At 51.0% G+C, this 18,124-nt stretch carries 10 protein-coding genes and 10 pseudogenes; 9 read left to right on the plus strand and 11 right to left on the minus strand.

Features of this window, described 5'->3' with window-relative positions:
- Positions 1-75: 75 nt before the first annotated feature.
- The 4 genes and pseudogenes from hslU to cytR all read right to left on the minus strand — a co-directional run bounded on the left by hslU (position 76) and on the right by cytR (position 3,885).
- Entirely contained in the window at positions 76-1,410 is a 1,335-nt protein-coding gene (gene hslU / locus AACL06_RS09025) for an HslU--HslV peptidase ATPase subunit (protein WP_339036903.1), read from the minus strand.
- A gap of 12 nt (positions 1,411-1,422) precedes the next feature.
- Entirely contained in the window at positions 1,423-1,953 is a 531-nt protein-coding gene (gene hslV, locus AACL06_RS09030) for an ATP-dependent protease subunit HslV (protein ID WP_339036905.1), read from the minus strand.
- A gap of 103 nt (positions 1,954-2,056) precedes the next feature.
- Positions 2,057-2,875 (minus strand): annotated as a pseudogene (gene ftsN, locus AACL06_RS09035) (cell division protein FtsN).
- A gap of 65 nt (positions 2,876-2,940) precedes the next feature.
- A pseudogene (gene cytR, locus AACL06_RS09040) lies at positions 2,941-3,885 on the minus strand (DNA-binding transcriptional regulator CytR).
- Positions 3,886-4,049: 164 nt separating this feature from the next.
- Between cytR and ftsP the strand changes: the two are divergent.
- A pseudogene (ftsP, locus tag AACL06_RS09045) lies at positions 4,050-5,380 on the plus strand (cell division protein FtsP).
- Positions 5,381-5,407: 27 nt separating this feature from the next.
- On the opposite strand, the pseudogene AACL06_RS09050 reads toward ftsP, so the two are convergent.
- Both AACL06_RS09050 and metC read right to left on the minus strand, forming a co-directional pair.
- A pseudogene (locus AACL06_RS09050) lies at positions 5,408-6,071 on the minus strand (DedA family protein).
- Positions 6,072-6,204: 133 nt separating this feature from the next.
- Positions 6,205-7,366 (minus strand): annotated as a pseudogene (gene metC, locus AACL06_RS09055) (cystathionine beta-lyase).
- Positions 7,367-7,623: 257 nt separating this feature from the next.
- Between metC and AACL06_RS09060 the strand changes: the two are divergent.
- Together AACL06_RS09060 and exbD are read left to right on the plus strand one after the other, a co-directional pair.
- Positions 7,624-8,231: pseudogene (locus AACL06_RS09060) on the plus strand (flagellar motor protein MotA); the annotation flags it as partial.
- A pseudogene (gene exbD / locus AACL06_RS09065) lies at positions 8,231-8,642 on the plus strand (TonB system transport protein ExbD). The pseudogenes AACL06_RS09060 and exbD, both read left to right, overlap by 1 nt.
- A 226-nt stretch (positions 8,643-8,868) precedes the next feature.
- Here exbD and AACL06_RS09070 read toward each other — a convergent pair.
- Positions 8,869-9,273 (minus strand): annotated as a pseudogene (locus AACL06_RS09070) (DDE-type integrase/transposase/recombinase); the annotation flags it as partial.
- Between AACL06_RS09070 and AACL06_RS09075 the strand changes: the two are divergent.
- Positions 9,245-9,631: pseudogene (locus AACL06_RS09075) on the plus strand (integrase core domain-containing protein); the annotation flags it as partial. The pseudogenes AACL06_RS09070 and AACL06_RS09075 sit on opposite strands and share 29 nt — an antisense overlap.
- 35 nt (positions 9,632-9,666) lie before the next feature.
- Here the strand turns inward: AACL06_RS09075 and queF are convergent.
- The 4 genes and pseudogenes from queF to zapG all read right to left on the minus strand — a co-directional run bounded on the left by queF (position 9,667) and on the right by zapG (position 14,017).
- Positions 9,667-10,509, minus strand: a complete 843-nt coding sequence (queF, locus tag AACL06_RS09080; RefSeq protein ID WP_339036907.1) for an NADPH-dependent 7-cyano-7-deazaguanine reductase QueF — start codon at positions 10,507-10,509, stop codon at positions 9,667-9,669.
- 373 nt (positions 10,510-10,882) lie between these two features.
- A pseudogene (gene degS / locus AACL06_RS09085) lies at positions 10,883-11,918 on the minus strand (outer membrane-stress sensor serine endopeptidase DegS).
- A 95-nt stretch (positions 11,919-12,013) separates the two neighbouring features.
- Positions 12,014-13,387 carry a serine endoprotease DegQ gene (gene degQ, locus AACL06_RS09090; protein ID WP_339036909.1) on the minus strand — a complete coding sequence of 458 codons (1,374 nt, stop codon included), beginning with the start codon at positions 13,385-13,387 and terminating at the stop codon, positions 12,014-12,016.
- Between the two features lie 228 nt (positions 13,388-13,615).
- On the minus strand, positions 13,616-14,017 hold the full coding sequence (gene zapG, locus AACL06_RS09095; protein ID WP_339036911.1) for a Z-ring associated protein ZapG: 402 nt from the start codon (positions 14,015-14,017) through the stop codon (positions 13,616-13,618).
- A 268-nt stretch (positions 14,018-14,285) separates the two neighbouring features.
- Here zapG and zapE point away from each other — a divergent pair, with 268 nt between their 5' ends.
- The 5 genes from zapE to sspB all read left to right on the plus strand — a co-directional run bounded on the left by zapE (position 14,286) and on the right by sspB (position 18,005).
- Positions 14,286-15,413 carry a cell division protein ZapE gene (zapE, locus tag AACL06_RS09100; RefSeq protein WP_339036914.1) on the plus strand — a complete coding sequence of 376 codons (1,128 nt, stop codon included), beginning with the start codon at positions 14,286-14,288 and terminating at the stop codon, positions 15,411-15,413.
- 313 nt (positions 15,414-15,726) lie between these two features.
- Positions 15,727-16,155: a 50S ribosomal protein L13 gene (rplM, locus tag AACL06_RS09105; protein ID WP_339036915.1), complete on the plus strand. Its 429-nt coding sequence runs from the start codon at positions 15,727-15,729 to the stop codon at positions 16,153-16,155.
- A 15-nt stretch (positions 16,156-16,170) separates the two neighbouring features.
- Positions 16,171-16,563 carry a 30S ribosomal protein S9 gene (rpsI, locus tag AACL06_RS09110; protein WP_339036916.1) on the plus strand — a complete coding sequence of 131 codons (393 nt, stop codon included), beginning with the start codon at positions 16,171-16,173 and terminating at the stop codon, positions 16,561-16,563.
- 312 nt (positions 16,564-16,875) lie between these two features.
- Positions 16,876-17,505: a stringent starvation protein SspA gene (gene sspA, locus AACL06_RS09115; RefSeq protein ID WP_339036919.1), complete on the plus strand. Its 630-nt coding sequence runs from the start codon at positions 16,876-16,878 to the stop codon at positions 17,503-17,505.
- A gap of 17 nt (positions 17,506-17,522) precedes the next feature.
- A complete protein-coding gene (sspB, locus tag AACL06_RS09120; protein ID WP_339036921.1) occupies positions 17,523-18,005 on the plus strand; it encodes a ClpXP protease specificity-enhancing factor in 483 nt (160 codons plus the stop codon).
- The last annotated feature ends 119 nt before the right edge of the window (positions 18,006-18,124 follow it).

Raw genomic sequence — 18,124 nt, forward strand, 5'->3', positions numbered from 1 at the left:
TTGCTGTGTCTGTTAGAAATAGTTGTGGGAGGCATGTCTCCCACATAAATAACTGACAGGACAATGATTGAGCGATTATAGGATAAAACGACTCAAATCTTCATTCGCAACCAGTTCATACAGATGACTACGCACATAATCCGCATCGATTGTAATAGTTTGACCGTTAATTTCACTCGCATCGTAGGAAATATCCTCCATCAGACGTTCCAGCACGGTGTGCAGACGGCGAGCGCCGATATTTTCGGTGTTTTCGTTAACCTGCCATGCAGCTTCAGCGATGTGTCGGATGCCATCGGTAGTGAACTCGATGTTGACGCCTTCGGTACCCAGCAGCGCTTTATACTGCTCGGATAGTGAGGCGCTGGGTTCGGTCAGGATACGCTCAAAATCTTCAGTGGTCAGCGCCTGCAACTCAACGCAGATGGGCAGGCGACCTTGCAATTCTGGGATCAGATCTGACGGGTTGGCGGTCTGGAATGCGCCGGAGGCGATGAACAGGATGTGATCGGTTTTCACCATACCGTGCTTGGTGGAAACGGTACAGCCTTCCACCAACGGCAACAGGTCACGCTGCACGCCTTCACGCGATACGTCCGGCCCGGAACTTTTGTTACCACGCTTGCAGATTTTATCGATCTCATCAATAAACACGATACCGTGTTGCTCGACTGCCTCGATCGCCTGCTCTTTCAGCTCTTTTGGATTAACCAGCTTGCCGGCTTCTTCTTCCACCAGCAGCTTGAAAGCTTCTTTGATCTTCAGTTTGCGCGGCTTCTGCTTTTGGCTACCCAGGTTCTGGAATATCGACTGCAACTGGTTGGTCATTTCTTCCATGCCCGGAGGTGCCATGATTTCCACGTTCATCGGGGTGGCGGCCAGATCGAGTTCGATCTCTTTGTCATCCAGTTGACCTTCGCGCAGTTTCTTACGAAATGCCTGGCGGGCGGCTGACGGCTCCTTATGCTCTTCCAACTGGCCCCAGTTGTTCTTGGCTTGTGGGATCAGCACATCGAGAATGCCTTCTTCGGCCAGCTCTTCGGCATGGGCATGGTTCTTCTCGATCGACTGTATGCGTACCATTTTGATTGCAGCGTCGGTCAGATCGCGGATGATAGAGTCCACTTCTTTACCCACGTAGCCCACTTCGGTGAATTTGGTCGCTTCAACCTTGATGAACGGTGCGTTGGCCAGCTTCGCCAGACGGCGGGCGATTTCGGTTTTACCGACACCCGTCGGGCCGATCATCAAAATATTTTTTGGTGTCACTTCATGACGCAGCATATCATTGAGCTGCATCCGACGCCAGCGGTTGCGCAGGGCAATGGCGACAGCGCGTTTGGCCTTGTGTTGGCCAATGATGTGGCTGTCCAACTCGCTGACGATCTCGCGCGGGGTCATTTCAGACATGGTATTTGATCCTTACGCTTTGGAAGGCAATTCTTCAATAGTGTGGAGATGGTTGGTGTAAATACAGATGTCGCCAGCAATGCCGAGCGATTTATCAACGATTTCGCGGGCGTTCAATTCAGTATTTTCCAACAGCGCTCGCGCCGCAGCTTGGGCATATGGGCCACCGGAGCCGATGGCTATCAAATCGTTCTCAGGCTGAATTACATCACCGTTGCCCGTGATAATCAGCGAGGCGTGTTCATCGGCAACGGCTAGCAGTGCCTCAAGTTTGCGCAACATGCGATCAGTGCGCCAATCTTTCGCCAGTTCAACGGCGGCTTTCACCAGGTGGCCCTGATGCATTTCCAATTTTTGTTCAAACAACTCAAAGAGTGTGAAAGCGTCAGCGGTGCCGCCAGCGAAACCAGCAATCACTTTGTCATTGTACAGGCGACGTACTTTTTTGACGTTGCCCTTCATCACTGTATTACCCAAGGTAGCCTGGCCATCACCGCCGATCACTACCTGGCCGTGGCGACGAACGCTTACTATTGTTGTCACGAGCAGATCCTGGTTGAAGACAGAAAGAAAGCCCTCATAGTCTCTGCATCAGCAGAGACTATGAGGCATGTTGAGAGCATAAATGGGGGAGAATTGGCGCTTTTCAACCCCCCACTGCGCCGGTAATACAACTTGACATGCTAACACAGTGCAGGCGAGCGAGAGTCTTGTCTACCGTTTCGCGGCTGCTGTAGGGGCCAAGCATAACACGATTCCAGCCATCACCCGTGGTGATGTGGCTTTCGATACCTTCAAGCGCCAAGCGTGCGCGGAAGGATTCAGCCTGATCGGTAGCGCGGAAGGAGCAGCACTGCACCATCCATTTTTGTTTGGATCCCATCTTGGCTTCCTGCTTAAGTCTGTCCTATTTCACTGCCAGCTTCGGTTCAATCGGATGCTGAGCCGGTGCGCTGGTCACTCCATTGTTAAATAGATTGCGTGGTGGGGCGACCTGCTGTTGCTGATGGCTATTGCTACGCGCAGTAGCTTGTGAAGGGGCGTTGTACGGCACTTCATTGAGTTGTGTTGGACGCTGTTGCATATCAGCCTGCATTTGTTCCAGCAGTTTGCTCTGCTCAGCGGTATGCGGGGTTTTGGCGTTCACTTCACCGCTGGCTGTAGGTTCGGTTGGGGTTTGCACGCCAATCTGGCGGTCTTCCAACTCCTTGATGTATCGCCAACGCTCTTCAGGTTTTGGTGGTAGGCTATTGCCTGGACGGTTGTTGGGCGTTGGCAGCAATGGCATGCTGTTCGGCTTGTTGTGCGTGATGAAATAGAGGCCACCAATAAAGATCACAAGCAGGGCAGCGGCTAGTGCCAGCACGTTTTTGGAGACCTTGGTAGAGCCACGTTTTTTACGGCTAGACGGTTTGTGCCTAGCTCCTGCCACGTGTCCACGGCTTACATAGTATTTTTGTGCCACTATTATTCCGCTGTGTCATGATTAGGGGATAAGTCTAACATGTTACTGAATCCTAATATATTTGACTAGTGTTTAGGGGCAGCGTTGCTGCCACGGATAATCAACTCGCTGTCCAATAGCCGAGAGCCACTCGCTACCTTTTGCCCATGGAGTTGCTCCAACAGTAGTAACATCGCCTGTCTGCCGATCTGGTAGCGTAGCTGTACCACTGTGGTTAACGGCGGATCGCAATATTGTGCCAGTTCGATGTCGTCAAAGCCGACGATTGATAGATCTTGCAGCACCCGCAAGCTCATTTTTTTCGCTTGTGACAGTACGCCTATCGTGATCATATCACTATGGCAGAAGACCGCCGTAGGCGGTTTAGGCTGAACCATCAACGCCGCCAGCGCCTGAGCGCCTGCTTCGTAGGTAAAGTCACTTCGGGTAATATAGCTGCTTTCGACGCTAATGCCATTGCGACGTAGCGCTTGAATGTAACCTTGTAGCCGATAGTGGCTTAGCGAAATCTGTTCCGGCACGGCGATACAGGCGATCTGCCGATGGCCTAACTGGTATAAATAATGAACGGCCTCGAAGGCGGCGGTCAGGTTATCTATATGTACTGTTGGTAATTCCAACGCGGGGGAAAATTCGTTGGCCATCACCATCGGTGGTAGATCGCGCTGCTCTTCCTTGCTAACGTCAAAAGGCAGGTTGGAGCCTAGTAACAGCATGCCGCCTATCTGTTTGATGATGAGGTTTAAGAAGGTGTATTCCTGTTGATGTTGGTGTGCGCAGTCGCCGATCAGCACCAAATAGCCCTGTTGCGTAGCAGTGTGCTCGATCCCCTGGATCACATCGGCGAAAAATGGATTGCAGATGTCGGGAGTAATCACTAAAATAGTGCGGGATTCCTGGCGTTTTATAGTGCGTGACAGGCAACGAAAGGAATAGCGCAAGGCCAGCACGACCTATTCCACTTTCTGACACGTCGATGTTGACAATTTTTCCGGATTTATTGTCAACATCGGTAATTTTTTCTTATTTTTCAAATATTATCTCCTTGCGTCAGCCCCACGTCTAAGCGAATACTGAGTTGCTGTCGGGCGGTAGAGTTATTGTCCAGCATCATTTGCGCTTTAATATTCTGTACGCCGCGTCAGCCATACTGCTAAGGGCGAAGGTGAGCAGGATGCAGACTCCGTTACCTATTCCCCCCGTTGTTAGAATCCCACCATGGTCAGCCGCTATTTTTAACTTTGCAGCGCGTGCATTGGGTATTTAAGGGTAAACATAAAGCATCGGTATGGGGCATTAACGGCATGTATCTCGGGCCGACGGTGCGGGTTCACAACGGTGAAGACATCAAACTTATTTACAGTAACCGCCTGCCAGAACCGGTGACAATGACCATCAGTAGTCTTCAACTACCGGGTTCCCTGATAGGCGTTGCACAGCGCATGATGTCGCCCAATGTCAACTGGTCGCCAGTGCTGCCGATACGCCAGGGTGCGGCTACCTGCTGGTATCACGTAAGCACGCCGAACCGTATGGCACCGCATATTTACAACGGCCTGGCTGGCCTATGGGTGGTGGAGGATAAAGTCAGCAAGGCGGCTACCGTTGCCGCAATACTGCCGCGTTAACGATTTCCCGCTGATCATTCAGGATAGGCGCTTCGACCGGTTTTCTAGGCCGGAATATAACCCACCATCGCAAGGGGATTCGTCGGCGATACACTGTTGGTTAACGGCGTGCAAACCCCCTATGTCTAGGTATCGCGCGGCTGGGTACACCTGCGCCTGCTCAACGCCTCCAACTCACGACGCTACATCATGCAACTCAGCAATGGTCAGCCGCTTAATGTGATCACCAGTGATCAGGGCTTCCTACCAGCACCGGTGGCGGTAAAAAACATGTCTCTGGCACCGGGATAACGCCGTGAAGTGCTGATCGACATGTCGAAAGGCGAGGAAGTGACCCTCACCACCAGTGAGGTTGCGGGTATTATCGATCACCTGTGCGCCTTGTTTGAACCCTCGAACCTGTTGGTGTCCAATCAGGTGCTGACGCTGCGGCCAACCGGGCTGCTACCGTTGGTGACTGATAACCTACCCATGCGACTGTTGGCAGATCACCTGCTGGACGGCAGTGCCAGTTGCACCCGTGATTTCCGCTTGGGCGGCAATGTGGCCGGCATTAACGGCACTGTCTGAGAGATGAAACGTATCGACGGGCAAACCTAGCAGGGCGCTTGGGAACGCTGGAATATCCATGCAGATACGCCGCAGGCGTTCCATATTCAGGGCATGAAATTCCTGATTAAACGCGTTAATAGTATGCCGCCGATGGCGGAAGATCGTGGCTGGAAGGATAACGTCTGGGTCGATGGTGATGTCAAACTGCTGGTTTACTTCAACCAGTCAACCTCGTAACATTTCCCGTTCATCTATTATAGCCAGACGCTAGAGCTGGCGGATCGTGGTAGCCGCCGGACAGTTGATGGTGCAGCCGACGCAGTAATATTTCTTTACCGCGCCTCTTAGCGAATCAGGACGAGGCGGCGCGTTTTCTACTACGCCAAATTATCAGTAGGGTGCCTAATAGACCGAACATTAGCAACGCCAGCTGCAGGATCATTAACCCGGTCATCACCACGCTTTCGTAACGTTTCACCCATGGAAGCTGACTGAAAACGTAACCGAGGCCAACCAGAACGCTAACCCAAATGGCAGCACTCAGCCAGTTGAACAGTTGAAAACGCGTGCTGCTTAAGATGGAAATACCGGCCATGGTCAGCAGCAGGGTACGGACAAAGCCAAGGAAGCGGCTGATCAACAGCGCCACTAACCCGTGGCGGTTGAACAGGCTATGCGCACGCTGGTGATTTGGCAGGCAGATGCAGTAGCCAGCCTTTCACCAGGTCAGTATAGCACAGCCAGCGCCCTTGCAGATAGCTCAGCCAACAGCCGAGACCCGCAGCGACGCTCAGAATGAATAATGTGGACGTAAAGCCCATTACGCCTTTGGCGATCAGCGCACTAGACAGCAGCAGCAGGCTGTCACCGGGCAGAAAAGCGGCTGGCAGTAATTCATTTTACAAAAATAGGGTGGTGAAAAGCACCGCGTAAACCACCCAAGTCACGCTGGGATCGGCAAGGGCGGTAAAGTCCTGATGCTAAAGTGCTTGAATAATCGTTCGTAATACATACATTTTATGTCCCGTTGTATGCTGGTTACGCTGATAACCGCGTTCCCCAGTATCTATCTGTCTAGTGTACTGCTAATAACTCACGCAGACCTTAAAAAAGATGAATAAAGTTGGCTTTGAGTAATCGGCCAGCCAGTCAGCGCGCATTGGCGATGCGTTCGAAACCCGCCGCCAGATCGGCGATTAGGTCGTCAACGTTTTCAAGGCCGATATGTACGCGCACCAAAGTACCAGAAAAATCGACACCGCCCGCCGGACGGACTGCCGCCAACTTCTCTGGCTAATTGATCAAGATCAACGACTCATACCTCCCTCCACCCAGGAGTAAGCCATACTAAAGTGGCTGAAGTTATCGAGATAGGCGGCTAATTGTCTCTCATTCAGGCGATCTTTAAGCACTAAGGAAAACAAGCCATTGCAGCCTCTGAAGTCGCAGAGGTAGAACTCATGGCCTTTCAGCTAAGCAGTGCCGGATCATTGATCACAGCGACCTCAGGCCGACCAGTCAGCCAATTGGCGACTTCAATACTGCTCTACTACTCTGCCCATGCTGCTTGAGCTGCACCCACCATTTGCCCCATCAGATAGGAATATTCACTCAGTGGATTCCAACAACGCGCGTTGGCAACGGCGGTGCCGAGCATGTAATAAGCGTAGCCGATAATGTATTTGGTGCTTGACTGGATGGAAATATCAAGATCGAAATCTAATGCTTTGAACAGCGCACCCGTCGCCCAGGTATTGTCGATCATGATCACCACCTCCGGTGCCATGGCATGAATGGCCTGTACCATAGCAGGAATATCCTGTACTTCCATAGTGATAGAACCGGGAGATTCAAGAAACACTACGCGCGTGTTGGGCTGGATCAGTTCGGTGATACCAACGCCGATCAGCGGATCGAAATAGGTCGTGGCCACCTTCATGCAGCCAAGAATATGGGTGCAAAAGTCTTGCGTGGGTTCGTAGGCAGAGCCGATCATCAGCAAGTGATCACCGGCACCAACGAAAGACAAGATGGCGTTGGAAACCGCCGCAGCTCTGCAAGGATAGAGCACACAACAACTGCCGCCCTCCAGTTCCACCATCGCATCCTGTAAGGCAAAGTGCGTCAGGGTGCCACGGCGGCCATAGAATAACTCGCCGTGGGCGCGGTTGGCAGTGGCGTGCTTCTTAGCTGCCACGGTTCTAAAAACCAATGAGGAGGCGCGTTGGGTAATGGGATTCACGGCCCCCTGGGTGTAGCGTTTGCTGCGGCCAGCGCCGATAAGCGTAGTTTCGATATGTTTTGACGTCATGATACTTGACCCACTGGTGGTTGCTGCACGCTGCCCTTTTGTACTCACTCTTAACGTTAGCACGTCACACAATAGCCATCCAGACGTTTTAACATCTAGTAATGTGCTAGCTATAATCCGCTGTTCAACGTTGCTGAAATTTTCCAGATTATTTAGTAAATAATAATGAGAACTACTATCAATCCCTGATTGGTTTGATATGATCAGCACGCTGATAATTCTTTCATTTCGATCGGTAACAAGTTTGGAAGCACAGCGTGAAAACGGCTGGCAAGAGTTTAAATCAAGGTTCGCCCAGCATGGGTCGAGGACAACGGGGTAAGGCTTTCGGCCACGCTCTGATCGCTTCAACGGTATTGGTGATTGTGCTAGTAGGTAGCGTACAGGCTGCACCAGTAACACCTCCCACCGTTACCGAAAGCATTGTTCCGGGTTCCGTGCCAGAGAACATCACTCCGCTACTCCTCTGGATCCAGCGCCAACTATTCAGCCACCAGCAACCGCTAACATGGATCTTTCTGTCTGGGGCATGTACCAACACGCCGATATCGTTGTGAAAGTGGTGATGATTGGCCTGGTGCTGGCGTCTATCGTTACCTGGGCTATTTTGTTCACCAAAGGCAGCGAGCTGTTCCGTGCCAAGCGCCGCCTGCTCCGCGAGCAGTGGGTATTGGCTGAGGTGCGTTTGTTGGATAAAGCATCCGAGCTGGCGCAGAGTTTCTCGGAACAAAGTATTAGTGCAATGTTGCTAAACGATGCGCAGAACGAGCTAGCGCTGTCAGCAAAATCCAACGACAACAGCGGCATTAAGGAACGCGCTTGTTTCCGTCTTGAGCGCTGCCTAGCAGCCTACAGCCGTGACATGTGCGCTTAAATGAAGGTCTGGACGACAATGGCGAACTGCATGAAATCAACGTGACGCCGTTTATCTACGGGATGTTGGTGCTGTTGATCATCTTTATCGTGGCCGCGCCGCTAGCAACGGTGGATATTCGCGTCGACTTGCCAGCATCTTCCGCCAAACCACTGCTACGGCTAGAGAAACCAGTGTTTCTATCGGTGAAAGCGGATAAACAGCTCTATGTCGGCGATCAGCCGGTCAATGTTGATCAATTGTTGTTGGTACTGGATCAACGCACTCAGGCGAACAAAGAAACCACCATTTTCTTCCAGGCAGACAAGAGCGTGGACTATGAAACGCTGATGAGCGTGATGGACACCTTGCGTAAAAGCAGGTTACCTGAAAGTCGGGCTAGTGGGCATGGAAAGTACCTAGGCTATAAGGCGGTTCAGGTGTCGCTTCAATGAGCTGTATACAGCGTCAGAGCGGCACAATCTTCACCCAAAAACATCAAACATTAAAGATAAGTCTGCTTTGGATGGCATTCACACACTGATGACATCTATGAGCAAGCAAGGCTATCGCCTGATTTATTCAACAAAGCCACTCGAGACTGCAAAACGGGTTCTCGACCAGAATTACACTGTAGTGGATCACAAAATCAGGACACCGGGATAGCTTGTTTCCACCGTTCTTCATATACGCAAGGTGGGTACGCCACCATTTTTTGTGTTAGGACGAAAAACATTTTAATAACGGTTTATCCAGTCGTTGATATCACGTACCGCATGACAAAAATCAACATAACCTCTTTTGGGTAGCCATTCGCTTTTGAGACTGTGAAAGACTCTTTCCATTGGCGAATTGTCCAGACAGTTCCCTATGCGACTCATACTTTGCATCACACCCTATCGCCAGAGTAACTTTCTATATTTGTAGCTTTTATACTGACTACCCTGCTCCGAATGAAACAACAGCCGCCATTACGTTGTCGCGTTTCCAGAGCATTACGCAAAGCCCTGCACACCAAATCAGCATCGGCGGTTACTGCCAAGGCTCTCCAGATGGCTTGGGGACTACGTGGTCGCCCTGAGGGTGTGATGTTCCATAGTGATCAGGGTAGCCACTATACCCGCCGTAAGTATCGCCAGATGTTGTGGCGCTAGCGGATAATACAGAGTGCGAGCCGCAGGGGTGACTGCTGGGATAACAGCCCGATGGCGCGGTTCTTCCGCAGTCTGAAGAGTGAATGGGTACCGACGACGGGCTACGGGAGTCTGGCAAAAGCACAATCATCCATAATCCACTATATCACGGGGTACTACAGCGTTTTTCGCCCCCACGGGTATATAGGCGGCTTAACGCCAAATGAATCTGAGCGACTGTTCTACGAACAGTCAGGTCGCGTAGTCAAAATTAGTTGACCATTACATCCTTGCGGCAGCATGGACGGAACGATTTATTGCCTGACCAAGCGACCGAGAACCGGCACTGCTTCGAAGTCGCTACGGAAGGGGTTGATGTCCAAACCGCCACGGCGGGTATAGCGGGCGAAAACGCTGAGTTTCTCCGGCTGGCAGTATTGCTTGATGTCGTTGAAGATACGCTCGACGCACTGCTCGTGGAATTCGTTATGTTGGCGAAATGAGATCAGGTAGCGCAGCAGGCGCTCGCGATCGATTTCCCGGCCTTGGTAGTGAATGACCACGCTACCCCAATCCGGTTGATGAGTTACCGGGCAGTTGGACTTTAACAGATTGGAGGATAGCGTCTCTGTTACCCATTCTGCCTGTGCGCTGGCCGCACCGTGCAGATATTCCGGTTTGAAAGCATAGTCATCAATGGCGATATCCAGATCATCAATATTGACACCCGGTAGATGATCGATCTGCGTTGAATAGCTATCCATCCCCGGATAGAGTTTAACCCCGACCAAGCCGTTGACCGCCTGCGACAGATCTTTTTGCATCACGGTGTTCACCGTTTCCACACTGTCGAAACGCGTTTGATTAAAACTGTTAAGGTACAACTTGAAAGATTTAGATTCGATCAAGTTGGTGGAGTAGTGTGGTAAGGTAAATTCCCCTACCCCCACCACCGGTTTGCCTTTGGCGTTGAGCCAGGAAAGTTCGAAAGCAGTCCACAGATCGAAGCCACTGGACGGCAGGTTATGTTCATTCACACCGATCAGATCCCTACCATGAGCGCGGGGCAGGGCTTCGAGTAACGCTGGAGCATAGTGATCTGGATAGTCCGAGTGACTGCCAAGATGAGTGATTTTATCTTGTTTTTTGATATGCATATTCATTGTGCCTTGTGTGATCGGTACTGGATGTAACCGTTAAACGGGTTTCGAGCGGCTTGACATCCTCCCCCGCCCTATTCTATGTAGCTTATCTTGATCATGATCTCTAAAGAAATAAGCCAAAGAGCGCGCTGACCGATCGGCTACTACGATACCTTTATGTATCAAGTGATCAAAAAATAAGATTATGATTTTATGTCATTTTTTGCATCTCTGATAAATGGCCCATTGACATCCTCCCCGGCCTAAAGGACGGGGAGGATATCAATATTTTCCTGTCAGCCGACGATACACACAATAATTTTATGCAAGGAAATATTAACTATTTGAAAATAACCATCGACGATGGAAATAAAGCGGACGCAGTTTTTTAATTACTGTCTTCGGGATATTGACCTACCGTCATCTTAAGGGGGATGCGCTGACTATTACGCAGCACTATTACCGGGATTTCGGTACCCGGCCGGATCTCCGCTACTTGATCCATGCTCTCCAGCACCGACACCGCAGGTTTGTTGTCCACGTTGATAATAATGTCATTGAGTTGAAAGCCAGAGTTGCCCGCTGGGCCGTTTGGCGTGATCTCGGTGACAATAATGCCTTGTAGGCGCTCGATGCCGGAATTGGACGAGCGCAACGGGATAATCTCTGTGCCCTGGATACCGAGGTAACCTCAAATGACGCGGCCATCGCGGATCAGCTTACCCATAAATTTTAGTGGCCAGTTTGATCGGAATGGCGAAGCCGAGACCTTCCGGCATTTCGTTATCGGTGATTTTGTCGAAGGTCAAGGTATTGATGCCGATCAGTTCGCCCACTGAGTTCACCAACGCGCCAACGGCATTGCCACGGTTAATCTAGGCATCGGTTTGCAGAAAAGTCTGGCGGCCAGTGGCGCTGAGAATGCCTTGGGTGACCGTTTTCCCAAGGTTGTAGGGGTTACAAATCGCCAACACCACGTCACCAACGTGGGCGATACGGGTGTTGTTGATCGGAATCATCGGTAAATTGCCAGGGTCGATCTTCAACCCCGCCAGATCGGTTAATCTGTCGGAGCCGACCAGCAGAGCTTCATCGTAGCGGCCATCCTGTAGCACCACAGTAATCTGCTGTGCATCCTTGATCACGTGGCGATTGGTGATGATATAGCCGAGTTCGTTCATGATCACGACTGAACCCAACGACAGCATATTGGCGGTACCGCTTAAGTTGCGATTATTAATATTCACCACCGAAGGCGCGGCACGGCGCACCGCCTTATTGTAGCTCAACTGTGTTTCGTCGCTGGTATTCTCAGGCTTTTCTGCAAATAGGCTGTGGGAAGAACGCAGCATAGGCAGCGCGACCAGCAGCAGACCAGCAACGATAAGACCAATAACGACAGAACGCAGCAGCTTAGCAAACATGGCGTTTTAATGGATGAAGTTAATGATGCACGGAGACGGAGGATAACATGAGTTAACCGAGCGCAGAATGCTACCGCACCCGGTTTTTAAACACATTATCGCAGTAGCAAATAAATACGCTCGTTGCCACGTACGACATTGAGCGCCATGATCGGCGGCTTGGCCTCCAGTATCTTGCGCAACGCTATGATGTTGTCAACGCGCTGGCGGTTGGCACCAATGATCATATCGCCTTTTTTTAGGCCGATCCGCGCTGCTATTGAACTTTGATCGATGTTATCTACCTTAACGCCCTGCTCGCCGCTCGGCAGTGTGCCATTGCTGAGGGAAACCCCCAGCAACGCCGGTGACAACGTTTCAGCGTTGGTTGAAGAACTTTCATTATTGTCTAGCGTGACCGAGACCTCCTGGGATTTGCCATCTCGCAGTAGGCCTATTTTGATCGTTTTACCCGGTGTGGTAGTGCCAACTTTAGCGCGTAGCTCGGCGAAACTGCTGACTGGCTTGCCATCAATAGAAACCAGTATGTCGCCAGCCTTGATACCGGCCTTAGCGGCGGCGGATTTTGGCAGCACTTCGCTGACAAAGGCACCACGCTGGGCATCAGTATTGAAGACTGTGGCCATGTCAGGTGTCATTTCGCTGCCTTTGATGCCTAACATACTGCGCTTCACTTGGCCGAATTCGATCAACTGTTGGCTGAGGTTTTGCGCCATGTTGCTTGGAATGGCGAAGCCGATACCGACGTTGCCGCCGCTTGGTGCCAAAATGGCAGTATTTATGCCGATCAGCTCGCCGTTGAGGTTAACCAGCGCGCCGCCAGAGTTACCACGGTTGATTGAGGCATCAGTCTGGATAAAGTTCTCCAGGCCTTCCAAATTCAGACCGCTGCGGCCCAGAGCTGAGATGATGCCGGAGGTGGCGGTCTGACCTAGGCCAAATGGGTTGCCGACGGCCACGGCGAAGTCGCCAACGCGCAGCTGATCGGAATCCGCCATTTTAATGGCGGTCAGGTTTTTTACCTCACTAAGTTGCAGTAGGGCGATATCGGATTGTTCATCGCGGCCAACCAGTTTGGCATCCAGCTCACGGCCATCATTTAGCTGTATGTAGATTTTGTCGGCATTGTTGATAACGTGATTATTGGTCAGTACGTAGCCTTTGGCGGCATTGATGATTACGCCAGAGCCTAACCCTTCAAACGAGCGAGAACTGGGGCGTTGATCAGGAAAATCGTGGCCAAAGAAACGTTTTAATTCTTTAGGCAACTGCGGCTGATATTGCACTTGAGTGCCTTCAACGTGCACGCTGACCACGGCGGGCAACACTTTTTCCAGCATGGGTGCCAAGCTTGGCAGCGGCTGGCCCTGCACAACAACGGGCATTGCTGCGCTGGCTACCGGTAAGGAAGTGAGTATCAGGCCAATGCTTATGGCCAATGCACTAAGAATTAAAGATTTTTTCTTCATTGATAATAACTCTCTCAATACCTGCCGATAAATATGAATGAAGCCACAACAGCACCGATCGCCGATCAACGCGAACGCGAACGCGAACGCGAACGCGAACGCGAGGTATAAGACCAATAATTTGTATAAAAAGTTCAATAAATTATTGCATCATTCTATCATGATGATAAGAAAAGAACGCGGTAGGCAAAGGGCGAAACCCCTAGCCAAGTTACATGGGTAAGAAGCTTAGTCACGACGGGGTACTTGGCCACGCAACAGGCCAGATGCGCCTTCTGAATAGTCACGCGGTATTTCTACCGGTGCTTGATCATTGTCTGCTTCAGCTTCGGTCAACTGATAGCGGAACGGGTTTTCCTGGTTTGGCAAGTCAGGCAGCAAGTTGTTGGAGCTCTTTGCCATATGTTGATACAACTGGCGGTAATCGCGCGCTGTGTTATCGAGCAACTCTGCGCTGTATGCAAAGTGACCGACCATTTCCTGGCGGTATTTTTCCAGCTCGGTTTTGCTCTTATCCAGTTCGTGCTGCAAAACTTGTTGTTGACGTAGTTTACGATTGCCAAAACGCATCGCAACCGCACCGATGACGATGCCGACCACTAAACCAACCAGCGCATACTCCCAGGTCATAATGACTCCTTTTGTGACTTCGTTGTTCCGAAGGGATTTTTCACTTAATAATATCCACTATAACCGTTAACCTTGTCCGAGTGGAATTCTTAAGCGTATTTGCAGGTTCTTTTAGCATTACCCGGATCGGGAATTTGTGGCGATAATAGCGCGAAATAGCCTCAATTCCCTGCCAATTTTGGCTAAATAATTTCTTATGTCCGAATAATTTCAATCCGTGGCAGTTCAAAAAGTGCGGGGGATCACGTTCATAGGGAACATAGAATAGATGCAGGCACAATCACCGCTATCCTGTTACCAGCAGGCGCTGAATACGGGGAAATATCAGGCCGATGAGGTGCAACGCCAGGCTGTTGCTCAATTGGAGCGTATTTACCAGGCGCTGCAACAAGCACCAGCGGTGAGCATGCCAACCGGCTGGCTGGGTAGTAAACTCAGCCGCTGGTTGGGGAAAAGCAGTGAAACGGCCCAACAACGCACGATACAGGGGCTGTATATGTGGGGCGGTGTCGGGCGTGGTAAAACCTGGCTGATGGATATGTTCTTTCACAGCCTGCCGGGGGATCGCAAACTACGACTGCATTTCCACCGCTTTATGCTACGTGTGCACGAACAATTGACCGAGTTACAAGGGCAGGAAAACCCGCTGGAAAGCATTGCCAATGGGTTCAAGTTGCAAACTGATGTGCTGTGCTTTGACGAATTCTTCGTCTCCGACATCACTGATGCCATGCTGCTGGGCACGTTGTTACAGGCATTGTTCGCGCGTGGCATTACGTTGGTAGCCACCTCCAATATTAAGCCAGATTCTCTGTATCGCAATGGTTTACAGCGGGCGCGCTTCTTGCCTGCTATCGATCTGATTAATGAGTACTGCGACGTGATAAACATCGACGCCGGCATCGACTACCGCCTGCGAACCCTAACGCAGGCACAACTGTATTTGATGCCACTTAATGCGCAGACGCGAGAGACTCTGGATAGAATGTTTATCACGCTGGCGGGCAAGGCTGGGGAAGAGGCACGGATGTTGCAGGTCAATCATCGGCCTTTGCAGGCGATCCGCGTAGTGGATGGAGTGCTGGCGGTGGATTTCCATACCCTGTGTGAGGAAGCGCGTAGCCAGTTGGACTATATTGTGTTATCGCGTCGGTACCGTAGTGTGATCCTTTACAATGTGCAAGTGATGGGGCCGAGAAAAGAAAACACCGCCCGTCGCTTCTTGGCGCTGGTGGATGAATTCTATGAGCGCCACGTTAAACTGGTGATCGCTGCTGAGGCTTCAATGTTTGAGATCTACCAAGGGGAACAGTTGAAGTTTGAATATCAACGCTGCCTATCGCGTTTGCAGGAGATGCAGAGTGAGGAGTATCTCAAGCTGCCGCACCTGCGATAAATTTAACTTAACGGGATATCTGTGGGTCATGTTGCTCGCCACCCTTCACGTGCTCGATGTACGCGCCGGTAGCTGTGCGTTGTCCAGGGGATAAAAAAATCCATTCAAAAACTATTCGATCTTTGTGATCGACTTCTCTATAATATTTCTACCCCACGTTACAACAAAGTTTTTTCCCAAAACTTTTATAGTGTCGGCAAATGGCTATTCGAAGGGATAGGTTTGCTGGACTTGTATGGTCGTGTGAGCCTCAACTTTTTTCGAGCGTTTGGGTGTCCACCAACGTGTAACTAATTATTGGGTAAGCTTTCTAATGAAAACTTTTACAGCTAAACCAGAAACCGTAAAACGCGACTGGCATGTTGTTGATGCAGATGGTAAAACTTTAGGCCGTCTCGCTACCGAACTGGCTCGTCGCCTGCGCGGCAAGCATAAAGCGGAATACACCCCGCATGTGGATACCGGTGATTACATCATCGTTCTGAATGCAGATAAAGTTGCTGTAACTGGCAACAAGCGTACAGATAAAGTTTACTACCGTCACACTGGTCATATCGGTGGTATCAAGCAAGCGACCTTTGAAGAGATGATTGCCCGCCGTCCTGAGCGCGTGATTGAAATCGCGGTTAAAGGCATGCTGCCAAAGGGTCCGCTGGGTCGTGCCATGTTCCGTAAACTGAAAGTTTACGCGGGTACTAAGCATCATCACGCGGCACAGCAACCGCAATTTCTGGACATTTAATCGGGATTAATGGCAATGGCTGAAAATCAATACTACGGCACTGGTCGCCGCAAAAGCTCCGCAGCTCGCGTCTTCATCAAGCCGGGAAACGGTAACATCGTTATCAACCAGCGCAGCCTGGAACAGTACTTCGGTCGCGAAACTGCCCGTATGGTCGTTCGTCAGCCGCTGGAACTGGTTGACATGGCAGGTAAATTGGATCTGTACATCACCGTTAAAGGCGGTGGTATCTCCGGTCAAGCCGGTGCTATCCGTCACGGTATCACCCGTGCACTGATGGAGTATGACGAAACTCTGCGTTCTGAACTACGTAAGGCTGGCTTCGTCACTCGTGACGCGCGTCAGGTTGAACGTAAGAAAGTTGGCCTGCGCAAAGCACGTCGTCGTCCTCAGTTCTCCAAGCGTTAATCTTTACTGCTTCAGCAGTGTGGGTTGCGCAAAATCAGGTGCAGTTCGCTGCACCGGGTTTTTATGCGTCAAAATAGGCCTATCCCTACTAAAATTCTTGTAATATCAAAAAATAAAATTGTCGCGTGGCTCCCATAAAACAAGCAGAATCTGGTAAACTTCCCCCCCACTTTTGCACCTGTTTGCCGTCAGTTTACCTCCTAGGTCGGTTTTATGGCCAGGTTGATTGCGGGCTGCCGGTATGTGGTGTGAAAGATGAAGATGAATGTGAGCTAGCTATCCGCAGTATTTTTAAATAACTTGGAGGTTCTCATGGTTGTCGCTGCCAACAAACGTTCGGTAATGACACTGTTCTCTGGCCCGACCGACATTTTTAGCCATCAAGTACGTATCGTACTCGCGGAGAAAGGTATCAGCGTCGAGATTGAGCAGGTCGAGATGGATAACCTGCCGCAGGATTTAATTGACCTCAATCCTTACCAAACATTACCGACACTGGTCGATCGCGAACTGACCCTGTATGAATCCCGCATCATTATGGAATACCTTGATGAGCGTTTCCCACACCCGCCACTGATGCCAGTTTACCCGGTCGCTCGCGGTGAAAGCCGGTTAATGATGCTACGTATTGAGAAAAACTGGTACTCGCTGATGAACAATATTGAGCAGAGCAGCGGCCAGGAAGCGGAATCCGCTCGTCGCCAACTGCGCGAAGAACTGCTGGCGATCGCACCGATCTTTGGCCAAACGTCCTACTTTATGAGTGAAGAGTTCAGCCTGGTGGATTGCTACTTGGCCCCGCTGCTGTGGCGCTTGCCGCAGTTGGGCATTGAACTGAGCGGTGCTAGCTCCAAAGAACTTAAAGGCTACATGACCCGCGTGTTCGAACGTGATGCGTTCCTGGCTTCTCTGACTGAAGCCGAGCGCGAAATGCGTCTATAGACTCGGGGCTAAGTATTATGGACATCTCTCATATGACTCCGCGCCGTCCGTACCTGCTGCGGGCATTATATGATTGGCTGCTTGATAACCAATTGACGCCGCACCTGGTAATAGATGTTACTTGCCCTGGTATTCAGGTGCCGATGGAGTTTGCTCGCGATGGTCAGATTGTATTGAACATCGCGCCGCACGCAGTCGGCAATCTGGAACTAAGCGATGACGAAGTGCGCTTCAACGCGCGATTCGGCGGTATGCCGCGTCAGGTTTCGGTACCGATGGCTGCTGTGCAGGCGATTTATGCGCGTGAGAACGGCGCGGGTAGTCTATTCGAACCGGAGGCTGCCTACGCAGTAGAAGGTACTATTGAAAGTCTGGACAATAAGACTAACCCTGTGGAAAGCCTGATATCGGTGGTTGACATTAACCACCCAGAGACGAGTCATTGCGACGAACCGCCGCCATCGGGTGGCCGCCGCCCGTCACTGCGCGTGGTTAAATAAATATGTCGCCGCAAACGAAAAGGTACTACATGCGGTACCTTTTTTATTTTTATTGCCTGGGAAGTCCTCGCCATTCAGTGCTGTCATGCCCCGACTGGATACTATCGCGCAGTGGCGTC

Source organism: Serratia symbiotica (Periphyllus acericola), assembly GCF_964019515.1.
GTDB classification, from domain to species: domain Bacteria; phylum Pseudomonadota; class Gammaproteobacteria; order Enterobacterales; family Enterobacteriaceae; genus Serratia; species Serratia symbiotica_D.